Consider the following 17,413-nt stretch of genomic DNA (forward strand, 5'->3'; position numbering starts at 1 on the left):
TTCACCACTCCAGCTCGAACGCGGTGTACGGCCCATTGGTTGCCGCCGCTGCCCCGACATGGGCGGCTTCGGGACTGGGCTGTTCGGGCATCAGCATGGTTGGACTGGGTGCCGCCACAGCTGTATGGCGCGGTTTTGCTTCCGCCATTCGGGCCTGCTGTTGCAGCGCATGGGTCTCACGTCCCTGACCATTGGTGAGCTTGCGTAAGCGTTTTTTGCCGATTTGGCTGGCGCTGCGGATGTCGTCCAGCAGTTGGGCCCGGGCCAGTGCATTTGCGTTCTGCCCGAGCTTTCTCTGATCAGCCTGCGACCATGTCTTTTTGATTCGCATTGACTCAGCGTGCATGTAGCAGTCGAGCCCGACCGTGTATTCGGGATCGGTCGATTCAGCCAGGATGAAAGTGTCTTTTTCGGCGGGGTGCTGAATCAACACCGAGTGCAGGTTCAGATCGTTGACTAGCACCGTCACCCGGTCCGTACCTTGAGCTTGCAACGCCGCAAGTGAATGTGAAAAGTACTCGATGCCATCGACCTGCACCCGCCCATGCTGAATGGTCCGCATCACCGGTTGACGGGCTAGCGCATCGACATCTTCAGCCGAAAGCGACAGCGGCGCGACCACCTTGGCCTGCTCTTCCCAGGCCAGAATCGGCGCGCGGCCGGTGCGGCTATGGACGGTCTGGTGATAGACCTCGTTGACCCATTGCTCGATCAGGCCAGTCAGCTGACTCACAGTAAGGCTGGCGTGCTTGGCTGAGTCGTAGTCACCTCGTGCTAGCGGGTTGGAAAGCGTCGTACCGGACAGTTTCTGAACCAGCCCTCGCGTCAGGGTGTAGAAGAAGCGCTCGATATGGGCTTTGCCGTTTGGGTCCCGGACCTGTGCAGGCGAAATGACGGTGGTGAGCGCCTCACACACTCGGTTGAAAGCAGAGTTTTTGAACTCCACACCGTTATCGGGGACGATTACTACTGCGACGCCGCCGGGTAGCCCTCGATTCGGCCGAGTTAGCATATCCCTCAGCGCTGCAAGTGCAGTGGCGGCGCTGGGTGGATACAAGCTAATGTACATTCCCACCACTGCGCGGGTGCAGACATCAAACAGGCACGTCAGGTATGGCCGCCCCAAAACCTCTCCCGTATCGGGGTCAACCACCTGGATATCCAGATAGTGCGTATCCATCTCGACCATTGAGAGTAGTGCGTCGGCGCGTCTTGTTCGGCCTGCGGCACGGGCAACCCGGCTGGCGGAAAGCTCGCCACGCTGGGCGCGAACAACGAGATAGGGGTCGAGCCGTTTGAGGCGGCGTTGAATCGTGCGCAACGTCGGTAAGTGAATGTCGGTGTGAAATGCCGAACACAAACCCGACTCAGCCAGTTTGCCGACCACATAGCTGCGAATGTCCACCGCGGAGGAGCGTTCGGGTTTGAGGTAGATCTCCTGTATGGCTTGATTGATAAGTTGCTCAACCTCCGGGTCGAACCGCAATGCTCTATTGCCCGAGCCGTCTTTCCTGACTAGGCCTTGCTCGCCCTTCAATTCATAGGAGTACAGCCAGTAAATGACTGCTCGGTCGGTCGGTGGGGATGGGTCGCTTAGTGCTGCAGCAACCTTCTGAATGACAGCATTGAGTGCTCTTCGCGCAGTTGGGTGAGGTAGCTCGCGTATTACTGCTTCCACATAGCTGTGCTTGCGAGTCAGCGCCGAGACATTCCCCGAATGGACGGTACGGCGCACCGAATCGCTCTTCACCTCCATCTTGTTACTGCGCATAAGCTCGTCGAAGTCAGTCAAGGCCATCTTGTGCTGGCGGCCACCCGCCGTGGCAGCGTAACGCACCACGCCTCGGGCCACGAACGCAACTTCAAACTCCACACCGTGTAGCGCGAATCGCATGCCGACCTGAGGAGCAATGACGGTTTCGGTCATAGAACTTCCCCCAGCTCGACTTCCTCAGGCGCATTCCAGTGGCGGTGGAAGGCCAAGTAGTCGGCCAAGTGTGCCGGGAAGCCGGCCTCGATCAGATGGAGATGAGCCTGCGCGAGCGAAGTCGGTTTAGATTCCGCCAGCACTTCAGCGCCCAATTGAACTTGGGCCCTCGTCCATGCCTGCACGTGCCCGCGTACATAGCGCTGCTGCAGCCAGTCGAGGTGCCTCCGATTCGGTAGTTGCTTTGCATCTACCAAGCGAAAAGGAACCCGGATGGGGTGCAGCAAGTTGCTGATCAGTTCGCAGCGGGCCAGATACTCTCGGGAAAGGTGGGCTATCGACGGCTTCACCTCGTGCAGCTCGAAGCCCCGATCCACCAACTCAACCAGAAAATCGGGAAACGCCGATTGGCCTGCCGGCAATGGGATGCGAACTGCCTGGGTGCGATACCGCAGTACAGCTGGAGACCGTTCCAGCAAGACCGCGTAGGCCAGCTCCAGCTTGCTCTCCAACGGAATCGCACCGCCGGACTTGCGGCTGGGGAACAGCGAGGTGCTTCGCCCTCGCGCGCCTTGATGGATACGCCGCACCCCGTGCAGGGTATGGGCGACGGTAGGGGGAAGCCGGAATGCGGCATCAATTTGGGCCAGAATCGGCCGGGCCGCCTCATCCGAGGCGTGAGGTAGCTGCTGGCAATATGCGCCAGCACCGCGCTGAAAAAGCATGGTGTCTCCCGAAGAAAGCGCACCAACGCACGGCCAGACAAGGCCTCTGGCGTGCGTGCATCGGCGCGCCCCGCCCAAAGTACGGGCGTGACTTGACGACGGGCTGCGTTCGGAAGACACTTCAGGTGCTAACCGTTGATGGTGTCTTCAGATACCGCAACCGCAGACGGACCCGAAAGGGTCCGTTTGTGTTTGTGGGCTCAGTTCAGTGTTTGATCTGTGTCTTGTCGCTTCCCCCTACTGAGCAACCTGGTTCATCAGGCTCAGGTCCTGTTCTAAAAACCCCTTCTTCATTCCCAAGGCAACGGCAATGCGGTGGCTCTGCCCCCGTGTGGGGACATGCCGTGACCGTAGAACCTGGTACACCAAGGTGGGATTGAAGCCGTTGTGTTTCGCCCATTGCGCGACCGAAATGCCGCGCAGATGGAACTCTTGAAGCACGTCCACTGCGGTCCGAGTCATGTGCGTGACCTCCAATTTACGAAATTCATACACAAACCTACCTGAACGTAAGAACAATCTCAAGTTGTTGATGTTGTTAGTTTTTTGTTGTCATGCACTTCTGACTGTTAGTCAAAAAAGGTTATGAGTTGTGAAAATTCGGTGATCATCGATTTCCATCATTCGATGAATTTGATAAAACTCCGTGTATTTGCCGTAAGAATAAATGACAACTTGATAATTTCCCGTTCGATGGACGAAACCTGCTGACCTGTACCTCCGTATCGTCAGCAAACGGTGGCCAACGGGAGCGCTGTTCTATCGCGTCCGTGATAGAGGTTTTCATTCTGAACAGCGTGTGAGGACAGGGGTTGCCCAGAAAAGAACTGAAGTAAAAATGGATCGCTCAGCACAGAACAAGATCGTTAGCCTCATCTGGTCAATCGCGGATGACTGCCTCAGGGATGTTCTCGTGCGGGGTAAGTACCGCTATGTCATTGGTTCTCAACTGTTCTCAACTGAGGAGGGGGCTGCGTAATGCCTCACCATATCCGTAACACTTCGCGGCGGTAAATCTATGGCCTTTCTAGACATACTGAACGACTCACTCACCAAGGAGCGAGGTGGAAGGCATGGCGGCAAGGGCCACGAATTTCAGCGCTACTGGGCGCTTTGCCACCTCTTACAAGTTGATCTTGAAAAGGACGACTATCTACTTCTTCTGGAATTTATCGAAGACGTCGCTGTGATGAACAGCGAAATCGCTCCCGACCAAATGGAACTCTTTCAGTTAAAAAAGAAGGAAGGGAGTTCTAGCAAATGGACGAAGGCCACCCTAGCCAAACCTCCCAAGGAAGGGAAGTCGATACTTGCAAAACTCCATGACTCAAAATCAATCGCAAAAGAAGAAACAGTAGCCATTGCTTTTGTAAGCAACGCACCTGTGGAGCTAAAGCTGGGTAGTGGGGACAATCCAACAGGGCTATCTGAGTTTTCAGCAAGTCAGATTGATACGGGGTTACTCACTGATCTCAAATCTTTGGTAGCAAAAGAACTGGGCTGCGATGTCAGCGAAATTGACTTTGATAACTTAAAGTTCATCCGGAGCTCGCTAGCAATGGATGATTTAGAAAGTCATTCAACAGGTAGGGTTTCAACCTTTCTTGCAACCAAGTTTCCTGACCACTCATCTCGTGCTGACGTGCTCTGCAAAGCCATCTATAGCGAAATCAAGGTAAAGGCTACCTCAACAGAAGAAGCTGCCAGTTTTGGGGAACTGAAAAGAATCCGAGGAATATCGAAGCAACAGTTTTCCGCGATGGTTGCGCTCACGTTATCACGTAAGTCCGACAGCGATGTAATCGATGGATTTTTGATAGGCCTAGCTCAGGAACGTGTCCCCTACGTTCAGCGCGAGGCAATAAAACGAGCAGCGCGCCAGTTTATCGTGGAAAAAGCAGGCAGAGGCAGTAGTCTGCTGCACCTGCTGCAAAACCAGGTTGAGAAATTACTTCGGGAAATTCCAAGTGATTTGGTTACCTCTTGGGAGGTTGCCAATTGGATTGTTGAACAAGTGCGCGCTCAGGCAGCAGGTACTGATTTTTCAATCCTAGATCGTGATTACATGATTGCCGCGACGCTCTACTGGATGAACCAATGAAACCTCTGGCAAAGACGATCCAACTGGTAAGAAATTTAAGGAAGGGCAAACATGACTCGTTTGCGATTCAAAAAACTCTGGCTCGTATCCGAAACAGCGCGAGCAGCACGGAACATCGAGTTCCATCAGAACAGGACGCTGTTAGTAGGCAGGAACCACACGGGCAAATCCACTGTGGTCAAGCATCTCTTCCGAACCTTGGGGTGCCAGACAAGGGGAACTAGCGATCGATGGGATAGTCTCGCAATTTCTGTTTTGGAATTTGAGCTAGACGGTAAGCCATACACGGCATACCGGAAAGCCAACGTTTACGCTTTACGCGACGATGAGAGTTTGCGTGTTCGCGTGACGACAAGTTACCCCGAATGGACCGAAATCATGGCAGGACTATTTGATTTCCGGCTCATGCTTCCTACCCATCAGGAGACTCTGGCACAAGCAACTCCGCCCTATCTTTTCCTGCCTTACTATCTGGATCAGGATGGGAGCTGGCTTCATCAATGGAATTCGTTCGATAAGCTGACACAGTTTGCGAGTTGGAAAAAGCCGCTTGCTGCTTACGTTACAGGGCAACGCCCTAACGGTTACTACCTCGCAAAATTCGAGGAATCGAAGGCCAAGGCGTCGCTGACACAACTCAATCAGGAATTGGGGGTTGTTCAGTCAGCACTTTCAAGAGTTCGCAAAACCCTGCCACGTCCTGCGATCCGACTCGATGCAGCAGCGTTCAAGCAAGAAATTAACGATCTGCTACGCACTTCCACGCTTCTTAAAACTGAGCAGGAATCGCTGCGAAAGAAGGCCTTTGACTGCGCAGCTCAGAGGGAGTCCTTATCCAGCCAAATTTCGATGGCGCGTGACGCTCTGCGTGAGCTTGAAGGAGATCTGAAGTACCTCACAGAATCCATGACTGAACTGGCAATCACTTGTCCAACCTGTGGGACGAATCATGAAAGCGGCTTCCCCGTTCGCTTGGAGCTGATTGATGACGCAGTCACACTACGGAAGGTTATATCTGAGCTTGGGGTAGAGCATCGTAAAAGCGAAGAACAGTTGGCAGATATTCATGGGAAGATCAATCGGATTAAGCGAAAGACACTGGATATCGAGAAGACATTGCAAACCAAAAAAGGAATGCTCCGCCTTCAAGACGTCGTGGATAGTCAAAGCTCTGAAGTAATCCGAACCGCTTTTTTCAAGGATATTGACTCCTTAAAGCGCCAGTTGACCAACCAGGAAAAAACTGCCGCTGAGGCAAAATTCAAAGTTGGTCAATTTGATCTTCCCGAAAGAACAAAAGCCATTAACGATTTCTACTCCGAGCGAATGGAGCTGTTTGCAAGTGAGCTCGGAGTCCGTGATTTGCGGGAGGATGTAAAGAAGCGTCCTGACGCTGGCATATCAGCCAGCGGGAGTGCGTTGCCAAGGTCACTGCTCGCTTACCAGTTTGCTGTACTTCACACCGCAAGGGAGAAGGGCGACGCAAAGCGCTTTCCCGTCGTTATAGACTCCCCAAATCAGCAAGGCCAGGATGCTGATCACCTCCGTCAGATGCTCTGCTTTATAGTAAAGAGAACTCCGTCGGATCAACAGCTGATATTGGCCGTTGAGGATATGCCCAGCGGATTCTCGTTTGATGGAGAGCTAATTGAGCTGAAAACTCCTTTCGGGGTACTCGACGCCGAACAATACGACCTAGCCTGCGACGAGTTGCGAGACATAGTTGTTGCTGTTGACGCTGGCCTTGACCAACGTCTCGCCAATAGTCGTATTGGGTCGTTTTAAGAGGGCGCCGAGCGCGGCCAATGAGCTTGGCGACACTAACGAAAAAGCCAACCCCGAAAGGTCGGCTTTTTCAATTTTGGTAGGCCCTCTGAGAGTCGAACTCGGCAGCGACGTATTATGAATTAGTCGCAATGGCTATCTACCCCTCTCTGCTTGCCTATGTGCAAGTATTTATATTTATACAAATCAATGGTTTGAACGGAAATGTAACTACATTTGCTGTTGCCCGCCTATGGTTGCCATAGCTTACACTACCGCGTCCACAGCTTCTGGACCCGTAAAAACAGTTGCGCCCGGGAGTGCTGTGAGCACTCCCGGGCGAGTGGCCAGTCCCTTGAATAAGAAGGAACAGGTATGAACATGATAGCTGCAGCTCCAGCGAGGCAATACACTTACTAAGGTGGCGCGAAAGCTGTAGCGACTATCATCGCAGCCAGCTTACTTGGTCGCCTGATGCGCTTCTACCATGAATAGGATGGTCGTCGCCGTGAGGTTCAACGTGTACCGTGCCAAGTATTCGGGCACAGCAAAAGGGTCGGTACCTTGCCCGTGGCCACCATTCTTGTTTCGTACAGTCGGGACGCCGCTTTCGAGCAGCGAGCGAATGGACGAGAACTGCGAGTCGAAGTACGCAGGAAACAAACCATTGCTCATGCAGGTGGAGATAAGATTCTTTGCCGTATCCGTTGGTTGCGTCCGCCAACCCCGCAGATTGCAAATGGTCTTCATGGTGCTCTCGAATGCCTTCAGCGCGTCAACAAGGCTTTCTTTGTAGCGCCCGCGCCGATAGTGCTCGTGGGCTTTCAGGAACTCTTCGTTCGCACCCTTGAAGCTCTTGTCTCGCAGCACCGCTAGCGTTGGCTTAACTGCCTCCACATGAAGGAACTCAGAATCGACGCGGATGATTTCACCGGACTCGAACTGGTAGCCGACACCATGCTCCTTAAAGCGCTCGTTCAACTCAGCAACGGCATCGTCCGGCTCAATCTTCCTGTTGGTGTAGTATCGGTAAGATTGGTTTTGTCCGATGTGCCCCTGGATGAATTGGAAGCACAGTTCCACAACGTCTAGTGCCAGCTCGACAGATTCTTCCTGCAGGAAGAAATTGAAGACGGATTCTTGATCAGACTTGGGGTACTTAACCAGTTCAAACACCCCAAGTTCTCTGCAGAGGATTTCATTTACAACCTCATACGCCTTCTGCGCGTGGTCAGAGCCGTGGTTGTCAATCCCAAAAGCATCCCTAACGATGTGAATGATCTGCACCCGAAGAGTGTTCGGTAGATCGTCGTAGCGGTACACATCAGGTATTTCTCCGCGTGCACGTTTCTGACGCTTGGAAAACAGATCGAGCACACCCATAGACCAACGCCCCCTTTTTTTGTTAGTCCGATGATTATATTCCAGAGGTGATGCATAGAAGCCAACGACTGGTTGACCAAGCACACGCCAAGCTATCGTGAGAAGAGCACGAAGGGATTGCCTATTTCACATTTCTTTGGAGCCTCTTTGAAGGCCGCGTTCTGAATGCAGGTGGAAGCCCAGAAAAGCTTGCCCAGCTTGCCAGGTCGATGACAGAGCAAGGAAGCGTTAATCTGGCCCTGTTCGCTGGTCGATGAAAAATTATGTGTCGCAGAATGAAAAATTATGTGTCGTAAATGAAAAATTATCTGTCGCCCGACGCAGGCGCTCAATCCCAGCTCAGCGCACCGCCCGTCTGGTACTCCGTGACACGGGTCTCGAAGAAGTTCTTCTCCTTGCGCAGGTTGGCTTGCTCGTCGAGCCACGGCAGCACGCTCTCGGCGCCGGGGAACGGCTCCGCGAGGCCGACCTGGCGGGCGCGGCGGTTGGCCATGAAGCGGAACTGGGTGGTATGCAGCTCCGCGTTGTAGCCGAGGATCGGGTCGCGCAGGATGTAGTCGGCGTAGGCGCGCTCGGCGGCCTCGGCTTCGTCCCAGAGGGTGCGCAGGGCGGCGGGGTCGAGGGTGAGTTGTTCTTCCTTGAGCAGTTCGCGCACCACGCGGATGCCGAAGGCGCAGTGCAGGACTTCGTCGCGCATGATGTACTGGAGCTGTTCGGCGGCGCCCTTCATGAGGCCGCGGCGCTGCAGCGCGAAGATCGGCGAGAAGCCGTTGTAGAACCAGCAGCCCTCGAAGATCGCCGCGAAGAAGAAGTAGGACAGCGCGAACTCGTGCAGGTTGTCCCGCTCGCGCAGGTCGAAGTCCGGGCGCATCACCCGCTCCAGGCGCCGGTTGGCGAGGGCGATCTTGCCGTGGATGGCTGGCACGACCCGGTAGCGGTTGTAGATTTCCTGCTGGTCGAGGCCGATGGATTCGATGCAGTGCTGGTAGGTCCAGGTGTGCAGGGCTTCCTCGTACACCTGGCGGGCCTGATAGATCTGCAGCTCGGGCGCGCTCATCTTCTCCATCACCGCCAGGCCGATGTTGCGCATGGCCAGGATGTCGGAGGTGGTGAGGTAGGCCAGCACGTTCTCGAAGACGTGGCGCTCGGCGGACGTAAGCTTGTGGTGGTAGTCGTGCACGTCCTGGGCCATGGAGATTTCCAGCGGCGTCCAGTGGTTGCGGTTGGCCTTGAGGAAGAACTCCCAGGCCCACGGATACTTGAAGGGCGCGAGCTGGTTGATGTCGGTGTGGCCGCCGACGATGCGCTTGTCGGCGGCATTCACCGGGGCCAGCGCGGCGGACTGCGGCGCGCCGGCCGGGCGCATGGGGGCGTCCCAGTCGTTGAACGGGGCGTTCATTGGCAGGCCTCGCATTCCGGGTTGTCGATGGAGCAGAAGCGCGGGGCGTCGTCGCTGGCGGGGGCGGTGTGCTCCCGTTCGCCGGCCTTTTCCATCTGGCTGGCGCCCAGCGTGCGCAGGTAATAGGTGGTCTTGAGGCCGCGCAGCCAGGCCAGCTTGTAGGTTTCGTCCAGCTTGCGGCCGGACGGCGTGGCGAGGTAGAGGTTGAGGGACTGGGCCTGGTCGATCCACTTCTGGCGGCGGGCCGCCGCTTCGATCAGCCACGCGGGGTCGATCTCGAAGGCGGTGGCGTAGCGGGCCTTGAGCTCGTCCGGCACCCGGTCGATGCGGGCCAGCGAACCGTCGAAGTACTTGAGGTCGGCGACCATCACTTCGTCCCACAGGTCCAGCGCCTTCAGGTCGTGGACCAGCGCTTCGTTGACCACCGTGAATTCGCCGGACAGGTTGGATTTGACGTAGAGGTTCTGGTAGGCCGGCTCGATGCTGGCCGACACGCCGACGATGTTGGAGATGGTGGCGGTCGGGGCGATGGCGACGCAGTTGGAGTTACGCATGCCGTGGCGGGCGATGCGCTCGCGCAGCGCGGCCCAGTCCAGGCGGCTGTCCCGGTTCACGTCCAGGTGGCCGGCGCGCGCTGCGGCGAGCAGGTCCAGGCTGTCCAGCGGCAGGATGCCCTTGTCCCACAGGCTGCCGTCGAAGCTGGCGTAGCGGCCGCGCTCGCGGGCCAGTTCGGTGGAGGCCCAGTAGGCCTGGTAGCACACGGCCTCCATGCTGCGGTCGGCAAACTCCACCGCTTCGGCGGAGGCGTAGGGCAGGCCGAGGGCGTACAGGCAGTCGGCAAAACCCATGATGCCGAGCCCCACCGGACGGTGCTGCAGGTTGGCGCGGCGGGCCTTGGGGGTGGCGTAGAAGTTGATGTCCACCACGTTGTCGAGCATGCGCAGCGCGGTGCGGATGGTCCGGGCCAGCTTGTCGGTGTCGAGCTGGCCGTCCTTGAGGTGGGCGGGCAGGTTGACCGAACCCAGGTTGCACACCGCGGTTTCGCTGCCGGAAGTGTTGAGGGTGATCTCGGTGCACAGGTTGGAGCTGTGCACGACGCCCACGTGCTGCTGCGGCGAGCGCAGGTTGCAGGCGTCCTTGAAGGTGATCCACGGGTGGCCGGTCTCGAACAGCATGGTGAGCATCTTGCGCCACAGCTGGACGGCCGGCAGGCGCTTGAAGAGGCGCAGCCCGCCGGCGTCGGCGCGGGCCTCGTAGGCCACGTAGGCGGCTTCGAAGTCGGCGCCGTAGCGCTCGTGCAGGTCGGGCACGTCCGACGGGGAGAACAGGGTCCATTCGGCGTTCTCATGCACCCGCTTCATGAACAGGTCGGGAATCCAGTTGGCGGTGTTCATGTCGTGGGTGCGCCGCCGCTCGTCGCCGGTGTTCTTGCGCAGGTCGAGGAATTCCTCGATGTCCAGGTGCCAGGTCTCCAGGTAGGCGCACACCGCGCCCTTGCGCTTGCCGCCCTGGTTCACGGCGACGGCGGTGTCGTTGACCACCTTGAGGAAGGGGATCACGCCCTGGCTCTGGCCGTTGGTGCCATTGATGCGGCTGCCGAGGGCGCGCACCGGGGTCCAGTCGTTGCCGAGGCCGCCGGCGTATTTCTGCAGCAGCGCGTTCTCCTTGACGGCCTGGTAGATACCCTCCAGGTCGTCCGAGACGGTGGTGAGGTAGCACGAGGACAGCTGGGAGTGGCGCGTGCCGCTGTTGAACAGGGTCGGTGTCGAGCACATGAAGTCGAAGCTCGAGATCAGCGCGTAGAACTCGATGGCGCGGGCTTCCCGGTCGATCTCGTTGAGGGCGAGGCCCATCGCGACGCGCATGAAGAAGATCTGCGGCAGCTCGATGCGGCGCCCGTCCACGTGCAGGAAGTAGCGGTCGTAAAGGGTTTGCAGGCCGAGGTAGCCGAACTGCAGGTCGCGTTCGGGGCGCAGGGCGGCGGCGAGGCGGGCCAGGTCGAAGTCGGCCAGGCGCGGGTCGAGCAGTCCGGCGGCAATCCCGCGGCCGACGAATTCCGGCAGCTGCTCGGCGTACTGCCCGGCCAGCGCATCGAGCTGCACGCCGTGGCCCAGCACTTCCCGCGCCAGGCTGACCAGCAGCAGGCGTGCGCTGGCCTGGTTGTAGCCGGGTTCGCGCTCGATCAGCCCGCGGGCGGCGAGGATCAGCGCCTGGTCCACGTCGGCGAGGGGAACGCCGTCGTAGAGGTTGCGGAGGGCGTGGTCGAGGATGGCCTGGGGGCTGACGCCGTCGCCCAGGCCGGCGCAGGCGGTCCGGCAGTTGGCGAGCAGGCGGACGGTGTCGAGGGGGATCCGGCGCTCGCCGTCCTGGACGTGGAGGATAGGCGCGGTGGCGGCGTCGACCGGCACGGCGGCCCGTTCCGCCGAGCGGCGTTCCCGGTACAGCACGTAGGCGCGGGCCACGTCGTGTTCGCCGGAGCGCATCAGGGCCAGTTCGACCTGGTCCTGGATGTCCTCGATGGACACCGTGCCGCCGTCGGGCAGGCGGCGGGTGAGGGCGCGCAGCACGGTGTCGGTGAGGCGGCCGACGATCTCGCGGACGCGGGACGAGGCGGCGCTGGCGTTGCCCTCGACGGCGAGGAAGGCCTTGGTCATGGCCACGGCGATCTTGTCGGCGTTGAAGGCGACGACGGCTCCGTTGCGGCGGATGACCTGCAACGCGGCAACGGCGGTTTCATGGCTGCCGGCGTGGCTCGGCGAGGATTTCAGGATGGCGGTCTGCAAGCGGGTTCTCCGTGTCCGGGGGGCGGAGAGCCGAGGGAGCGATTGGAGCGCGGCAGCGGGAACCCGGCAGGGCGGCCCGCCGCACGACGGCGGCAAGACTCCTCGTTTCAGGGACACCCCGCCCCAAAAGCGCAAAAGGATTGGGCCATGGCAGGTCTCCTGACTCTCGGGTCCGCGTGTCGTGCCGGCCTTCCCGGAGCGCATCCAGTGGCTGTGGGGGCACGAAACTCGCCGATTACAGTTGCGGGGGCAGTGCCGGCATTGAGACCTTGGTCTCGCACCGGCTTCCCTTTTCATCCCCTGGCGGGGAACCAATGACGGGGCGGAGTTTAGGCGGCGGCCGGGCGGGCTGTCAACGCGTTGATCGGCTATTTAGTGATTGAGGCTGTCAATTGATCAACCAATAGTAGGCTGAGGGCGGAGCATATCGTTATGCGTGCGCATTCGGCCTGCCGCGGGGATGGGCGTGCAATGGCCCATGGATGCGTGGGGGATACCCGGCGGCTGTTTGCCGCCTTGGGCTCGGCGCTTGCATCCACGTACGGATCAATTTATGTTCAAACGACTGTACGAGGACGGAGTATCAGAAGTGGCTGCACCGAAAGCTGGCGAGACCCCCAATGCGGATACCCGCGAACGAATTCTTGATGCGGCCGAGCGCCTCTTCATGGCCAACGGCTACGACGGGACGTCTATGCGCCAGATCACCAGCGGAGCAGGCGTCAACCTGGCGGCGGTGAACTACCACTTCGGCTCCAAGGAATCCCTGATGCAGGAGGTCTTCCGCCGACGGCTCGACTGGCTGAACGATGAGCGCATGCGCATCCTCGACGCGCTGGAGCGTGAGTCGGCGGGCAAGCCGCTGAAGCCGTCGCAGATCGTGGACGGCTTTTTCGGGACGCTGCTGCGCCTGGCCGACAACGAGGCCCGCGGCGGCATGACCTTTCTGCGCCTGCTCGGGCGGACCCTCACCGAGCCCACAGAGTTCATCCACACCTTTCTCGCCCGGGAATACCGCGCCGTCGTCGAGCGCTACAAGGACGCACTGTTCAAGGCGCTGCCGGATGTGCCCAAGTCCGAGATCGTCTGGCGCTTCCACTTCATGCTCGGCGCCACCTCGTTCGCGATCGCCGGCATCGACGCGCTGCGTGTGGTGACCGACTGGCAGATCGAGGATGAAACGGAGATGGACCGCTTCGATCGCCTGCTGCCGCGGCTGATGTCCTTCCTGCTCGGCGGCCTGCGGGCACCGCTGCCGCAGTTCGAGGGCGCCGCGGACTGACGCGCCGCCCGGCTGGCTGCCCGAGGCTTCGGGCAGCAGGGGCCGCATCTGGAGCGCCGGGACGTGCGTTCCACCACCTGTATCTGACGATTCGCATCGCCGGCACGCAAAAAAAGACTTGCCGGCTCGTTGCAAGCTCCTTATTATCAAACGAACGTTTGAATATAGTGATTCCAGGAGGCCTTGGAGTAGCAGGGCTGTTTTTTTGCCTCTCGGTTAAAACGAACGTTTGTGCATTCCAGTTTCGATGTTCTTGCTTATTACAAAAGTACAAAAGGAGACGACTTGATGCGAAACATGCTGCAGCCCCGCGTTATCCCGTTGCTCATATCGGCGCTGGCATTTTCCGGCTCGGCAGGCGCCGCCGGCTTCCAGCTCATGGAGCAGAACGGTTCAGGGCTTGGAACGGCCTATGCCGGCCAGGCTGCCGTTGCCGAGGACGCGAGCACGATCTATTTCAATCCGGCCGGAATGACGCTGCTGTCCGGTACTCACAACATCAGCGCAGTAGGCACGCTGATCAGTCGGAGTAGCCGCTTCACCGATCAAGGAACCACGCCCATGCCGGTCATCAATCCGCTGACCGGCGCGCCCACCGGGGCATTCCATCCGCTCGGTGACTCGGGAGGCAATGGGGGTGGCGTGCATGCGGTACCGGCGATCTACTACGCCTACGCCTTGGCGCCAGACTGGCGGCTGGGCCTGGGAATAGGGCCGACCTTCGCCGACGAGACGGAATACGACAGCACCTTCGTCGGACGCTTCTCTGGCCAGAAAACCCGCATCCGCCATATCAACGTCAATCCGTCCGTCGCCTACCGTGTCAATGAGCGGCTGTCGCTTGGCGTCGGCGTCGACTACGTCGTCAGCAAGATCGAATTCACACAGGCCACGCCCTACGTCGGCGCACCGGTCGGGCGGCTCAAGGGCGATGGTCGGGCCTGGGGCTACAACGCCGGCCTGATGTATCAGCTGGACGAGGCCACCCGGCTGGGCGTGAGCTACCGCTCCAAGGTGAAGGTCGATCTCGACGGCACGCAGACCGTGCCGGGCCTGGTCGATCGGTCGATCACCGCCTCCATCGAGACGCCCGACACCTTGTCCGTCGCGCTCCAGCACAAGCTCAACGAGCGCTGGACGCTGCTCGGCGACTACTCCTGGACCGGCTGGAGCAGCCTACAGACGTTGGCGCCCAAAGTAGCTGCCAACGGTGCGGCTGCCACGGCACCGCTGCGCTACAACTTCAAGGACACCTGGCGCGTGGGCGTCGGCGCAACCTGGCAGTACAACCAGGACTGGAAACTGCGCGCCGGTACCGCCTTCGACAAGAACCCGATTCCCGACGATGCCAGTCGCACGATGACCGTGCCCGACGCGGACCGCATCTGGTTGGCCTTCGGCGCCAAGTGGGCCGTCGCGCCCAATACCAGCCTGGATTTCGGCTACGCCCACCTGTTCCTCAAGGACACCCACACAGCGCGGGCGGTCACGAACACCGCCGAGACGGTGACCCTGCAGACCGTACGAGGCAAGTTCGAGAACAGCGTCGATCTGCTATCCGTCCAGCTGAACTACGCCTTCTGATGCGTCGCCACGATTTTTCTATACCCTTAATGCATAATCCTGATTGCTGAAGGAGACAGCCCTTGAACAAATTGATCGTAAGAAAGGCCGCGGTCCTCGGCGCCGGCGTGATGGGTGCGCAGATCGCCGCCCACCTGGCCAATGCCGACGTGCCCGTCGTGCTGTTCGACCTGCCTTCCAAGGACGGCGACAAGAACGCGGTTGTAAGGAAAGCCCTCGACGGCCTCAAGAAGCTCGACCCGGCGCCGCTGGCGAGCAAGGACACGCTGCGCTTCATCGACGCCGCCAACTATGAGGTACACCTACCGCTGCTCGCCGACTGCGACCTGATCATCGAGGCGATTGCCGAGCGCATGGACTGGAAACACGATCTCTACGCGAAGATCAGCCCCTTCCTGGCACCGGACGCGGTGATCGCGTCGAACACCTCCGGCCTGTCGATGAACGCGCTGGAGCAGGGCCTGCCGGAGGTGTTGCGCCCGCGTTTCTGCGGTGTGCACTTCTTCAACCCGCCACGCTACATGCATCTGGTGGAGCTCATTGCCACGCAGCGCACCGATGCCACGCTGCTCGACGCATTGGAAACCTGGCTTACGTCCCGCCTCGGCAAAGGCGTGATCCGCGCGCTGGACACACCGAACTTCGTCGCTAACCGCATCGGCGTCTTCTCCATCCTGGCGGTGATGCACCATACCCAGGCCTTCGGCCTCGGTTTCGATGAGGTCGATGCGCTGACCGGCCCGAAGATCGGCCGGCCGAAGAGCGCCACCTACCGCACCGCCGATGTGGTCGGCCTGGATACGCTGGCTCACGTCATCAAGACGATGCAGGACACCCTGCCCGACGACCCTTGGCATGCGCACTTCACGACGCCAGCCTGGCTGAAGTTGCTGATCGAGCAGGGCGCTCTCGGGCAAAAGACCCGCTGCGGCATCTTCCGCAAGCAGGGTAAGGAGATCCAGGTGCTCGACCTGGCCGAGCAGGGTTATCGGCCATCCTCCGCTGAAATCGCCGACGAGGTCGCTGCAATCCTCAAGATCCGGAACCCGGCAGAGAAATTCGCCGCACTGCGGGCCTCGCAACATCCCCACGCGCAATTCCTGTGGGCGATCTTCCGCGATATCTTCCACTACGCTGCGGTGCAGCTCGAGAACGTGGCCGATAACGCCCGCGACCTCGACCTGGCCATGCGCTGGGGCTTCGGCTGGGCGCAAGGGCCGTTCGAAACCTGGCAGGCTGCCGGTTGGTCCGCCATTGCCGATGCGGTGGCCGCCGACATTGCGGCCGGTAAAGCCATGAGCGATGTGCCGCTGCCGGCTTGGGCGCTGGAAGCCGGCCGCACTGGCGTGCATACGCCAGAGGGCTCCTGGTCGGCCCGCCGCAATACCTACGTGCCGCGTTCCGACTTGCCGGTTTACCGCCGCCAGCTCTTCCCTGAGCGGGTGCTCGGCGAGAACGTGGCGTCACCGGAACAGTCCGGCGAGACCCTGTACGAGAACGACGGCGTCCGCTTGTGGCGTCTGCCTGCGGTCGATGCCGGCATCGGCATCGTGTCGATCAAGTCGAAGATGCATACCATCGGCAACGAGGTGCTCGACGGTGTCATCGCCGCGGTGCGCCAGGTGGAGCGCACGCTCGACGGTCTCGTTGTCTGGCACGAGGCGCCGTTCGCTGTCGGGGCCAATCTGCAGCAGGTGGCGGAAGCCATCAGCGCCGGCCGCTTCGACGTGCTGGAGGCGACCGTCGAGAAGTTCCAGCGCGCCTCGCAGGCGTTGAAGTATGCGCAGGTTCCGGTCGTTGCCGCGGTGCAGGGCATGGCGCTCGGCGGCGGTTGCGAGTTCGTCATGCATGCGGGCAAGCGCGTGCTGGCGCTGGAGAGCTACGTGGGCCTGGTGGAAGCCGGTGTCGGCCTGATCCCGGCGGGTGGCGGCTGCAAGGAATTCGCGGTGCGTGCGGCTGAACTGGCCGCCCAGTCCGCAACGCCGACCGAGGTGTTCAACTTCCTGCAGCCGGTGTTCCAGACGATTGCGATGGCGAAGGTCGCCAAAAGCGCGCAGGAGGCCATCGACTACGGCTTCGCCCGGCCGTCAGACACCATCCTCTTCAATGCCCACGAACTGCTGTGGGTTGCCATCCGCGAAGCACGCGCCATGGCCGATGCCGGCCACACCCCGCCGCAGCTGGCCCGAGGCATTCCGGTCGCCGGCAAGAACGGCATCGCCACCTTCGAGATGATGCTGGTGAACATGAAGGAAGGCGGGATGATCTCCGCCCACGATTACAAGGTGGCCAAGGCGGCTGCCACCGCCCTGTGCGGCGGCGAGGTGGAAACCGGCAGCCTGGTGGACGAGGAATGGCTGCTCACCGTCGAGCGCCGCCTGTTCGTCGAACTGCTGAAAGATCCCCTCACGCAGGCCCGCATCCAGCACATGCTGGAAACCGGCAAGCCGCTGCGCAACTGATCG

The 17,413-nt window shown here is 59.9% G+C and carries 11 protein-coding genes and 1 riboswitch; of the genes, 5 read left to right on the forward strand and 6 right to left on the reverse strand.

Annotation, left to right across the window (positions count from 1 at the left end):
• Nucleotide 1 precedes the first annotated feature (1 nt).
• From AC1PQG_RS10495 to AC1PQG_RS10505, 3 genes are all read right to left on the reverse strand, one after another.
• The gene (locus tag AC1PQG_RS10495) at nt 2-1,927 is read right to left on the reverse strand and encodes a hypothetical protein (protein ID WP_481122510.1); all 1,926 of its coding nucleotides are present in this window, start codon (nt 1,925-1,927) and stop codon (nt 2-4) included.
• Nucleotides 1,924-2,652 (reverse strand): hypothetical protein, encoded by a 729-nt coding sequence (locus AC1PQG_RS10500; RefSeq protein ID WP_481122511.1) that lies wholly within the window; start codon nt 2,650-2,652, stop codon nt 1,924-1,926. Before AC1PQG_RS10500 ends, AC1PQG_RS10495 begins: the two co-directional genes overlap by 4 nt.
• A 237-nt stretch (nt 2,653-2,889) precedes the next feature.
• Nucleotides 2,890-3,114, reverse strand: coding sequence for a DNA-binding protein (locus AC1PQG_RS10505; RefSeq protein WP_481122512.1), 225 nt, complete (start codon nt 3,112-3,114; stop codon nt 2,890-2,892).
• Nucleotides 3,115-3,670: 556 nt separating this feature from the next.
• Here AC1PQG_RS10505 and AC1PQG_RS10510 point away from each other — a divergent pair.
• Nucleotides 3,671-4,753 (forward strand): DUF4297 domain-containing protein, encoded by a 1,083-nt coding sequence (locus tag AC1PQG_RS10510; RefSeq protein ID WP_481122513.1) that lies wholly within the window; start codon nt 3,671-3,673, stop codon nt 4,751-4,753.
• A gap of 51 nt (nt 4,754-4,804) precedes the next feature.
• A complete protein-coding gene (locus tag AC1PQG_RS10515) occupies nt 4,805-6,538 on the forward strand; it encodes a hypothetical protein (protein WP_481122514.1) in 1,734 nt (577 codons plus the stop codon).
• A gap of 438 nt (nt 6,539-6,976) precedes the next feature.
• On the opposite strand, the gene AC1PQG_RS10520 is transcribed toward AC1PQG_RS10515, so the two are convergent.
• The 3 genes from AC1PQG_RS10520 to AC1PQG_RS10530 all read right to left on the reverse strand — a co-directional run bounded on the left by AC1PQG_RS10520 (nt 6,977) and on the right by AC1PQG_RS10530 (nt 12,082).
• Complete coding sequence (locus AC1PQG_RS10520; RefSeq protein WP_481122515.1) at nt 6,977-7,900, reverse strand: STM4504/CBY_0614 family protein; 924 nt, start codon at nt 7,898-7,900, stop codon at nt 6,977-6,979.
• A gap of 328 nt (nt 7,901-8,228) precedes the next feature.
• The gene (locus AC1PQG_RS10525) at nt 8,229-9,299 is read right to left on the reverse strand and encodes a ribonucleotide-diphosphate reductase subunit beta (RefSeq protein ID WP_481122516.1); all 1,071 of its coding nucleotides are present in this window, start codon (nt 9,297-9,299) and stop codon (nt 8,229-8,231) included.
• Nucleotides 9,296-12,082 carry a ribonucleoside-diphosphate reductase subunit alpha gene (locus AC1PQG_RS10530; protein WP_481122517.1) on the reverse strand — a complete coding sequence of 929 codons (2,787 nt, stop codon included), beginning with the start codon at nt 12,080-12,082 and terminating at the stop codon, nt 9,296-9,298. Before AC1PQG_RS10530 ends, AC1PQG_RS10525 begins: the two co-directional genes overlap by 4 nt.
• A gap of 132 nt (nt 12,083-12,214) precedes the next feature.
• Nucleotides 12,215-12,414: riboswitch (cobalamin riboswitch) on the reverse strand.
• A 257-nt stretch (nt 12,415-12,671) separates the two neighbouring features.
• Here AC1PQG_RS10530 and AC1PQG_RS10535 point away from each other — a divergent pair.
• The 3 genes from AC1PQG_RS10535 (at nt 12,672) to AC1PQG_RS10545 (ending at nt 17,410) form a co-directional block, all read left to right on the forward strand.
• A complete protein-coding gene (locus AC1PQG_RS10535) occupies nt 12,672-13,364 on the forward strand; it encodes a TetR/AcrR family transcriptional regulator (protein WP_481122518.1) in 693 nt (230 codons plus the stop codon).
• A gap of 288 nt (nt 13,365-13,652) precedes the next feature.
• Nucleotides 13,653-14,948 (forward strand): OmpP1/FadL family transporter, encoded by a 1,296-nt coding sequence (locus AC1PQG_RS10540; protein ID WP_481122519.1) that lies wholly within the window; start codon nt 13,653-13,655, stop codon nt 14,946-14,948.
• A gap of 62 nt (nt 14,949-15,010) precedes the next feature.
• Nucleotides 15,011-17,410 carry a 3-hydroxyacyl-CoA dehydrogenase/enoyl-CoA hydratase family protein gene (locus AC1PQG_RS10545; RefSeq protein WP_481122520.1) on the forward strand — a complete coding sequence of 800 codons (2,400 nt, stop codon included), beginning with the start codon at nt 15,011-15,013 and terminating at the stop codon, nt 17,408-17,410.
• Nucleotides 17,411-17,413: the final 3 nt, after the last annotated feature.

The organism is Zoogloea sp. GDB6 (assembly GCF_056724105.1).